Source organism: Flavobacterium suzhouense (genome assembly GCF_042684765.1).
GTDB classification, from domain to species: Bacteria; Bacteroidota; Bacteroidia; order Flavobacteriales; family Flavobacteriaceae; genus Flavobacterium; species Flavobacterium suzhouense.
In genome coordinates, this window is the sequence record NZ_JBHUMD010000020.1 from 1 (window position 1) to 1,349 (window position 1,349).

Genomic DNA, 1,349 nt, shown 5'->3' on the forward strand with positions numbered 1-1,349 from the left:
TGACTAGTCCTAAAATAGGTTGACTATTTTTTGATTATACAAATTTGATAAAAGTTCAGGCATTTTCAAGTTGTCTGAACTTTTTCTTTTTAAAAGATATTAGTTTGAGTTCATCCTGTTGATGCATTTGATTAGGTGTTAACATTGAACAACTCAGATGAGGCCTTAGGTTATTGTATATTTTAATGCTCTGACTGGTTAATTCCTTCGCCTGGATTATATCTTCAAGTTTGTCAGAGAGCCCAAACTCATCTTTTAATATTCCATTGACCCTTTCAGCTATCGCATTTTCATAGGGGTCTCCATTTTCTGTCATGCTAATGGCAACATTGTTTTGTTTCAAATAATCAGTATACAGCTTACTGCAATATTGCAGTCCTCTGTCAGAATGATGTGTAAGTTTAGATGTCTTATATTTACGTTTATCCAATGCCTTTTTTAGGGCTTTAAGAGTAGAAGTAGCCTCCATATTATTACAGAGTTCATATCCCATGATCTGTTTGGAGTAAGCATCTGTAATGAGGTGTAGATAAGCGTTACCATCAAGTGTGTCAATGTAGGTTATATCAGCCACCCATAACTGTTCCGGTCGTTCCAAATGTACCCCCTTGATTAAATTCGGATATTTTCTGAGCCAGTGTTTTGAGTTGGTTGTAACTGTATACTTGCGTTTTCTGTTAACCAACAATCCCTCCTGCCTTAAAACAGAGAACAGTTTATCTCTTCCAATATGAATACTGCCTTCCGCTTTAAGTAAATAGTAGAGCTTACGTGTGCCCAAACGCGGCATCTGCCTGCGTAAAACAAGAACCGATTCCCTTGTATTCAAATTCTTAGAATCAGATATTTTCTTATAAGTTTGATGCTTATAATATGCCTGTTTACTAAAGCCAAACAACCCACAAAACATACTTACTCTTCTTGGGTAGGTTTTGGCAAGCTCGTCAATTGTTTGGCTACGTCTTTTTTTAAGATGCTAATACCTTCTTCTTTTTCAGCTATAGAAATTAATTTCTCATACGCCAAAACCTTTAGCCTGGCTTCTTCTAATTGCTTTTCTAAATCTTTAATACGCTGCTTTTGTGGATCTTTCATAGGGCGACCATTATTGCTTGTTGGATAAACTAATTTACCATATTTGCGGCACCAATCCAAAACCCTTGACTTACCACCAATACCATATTTGGCTTTTATCTGTGCTTTATTTAAGATACCCCGCTCATATTCCCTGACAACAACTCTTTTGAAGGCTTCACTGTACCTAATACTCGGGGATAAACCGGTCCCCTTTAAATCCTGATTTTTCATAATATTGACATTTATTAGTCAACTTTTTTCAGGACGAGACA

At 36.2% G+C, this 1,349-nt stretch carries 1 protein-coding gene; it reads right to left on the reverse strand.

What is annotated here, in order from left to right; all coding sequences use genetic code 11:
• Positions 1-55 precede the first annotated feature (55 nt).
• Positions 56-1,308, reverse strand: a protein-coding gene (locus ACFSR3_RS09420; protein WP_379820749.1) for an IS3 family transposase whose coding sequence is annotated in 2 segments (ribosomal slippage) — positions 56-963 and positions 963-1,308 — 1,254 coding nt in all. Because the reading frame shifts where the segments join, the coding sequence is not laid out codon by codon here.
• Positions 1,309-1,349: the final 41 nt, after the last annotated feature.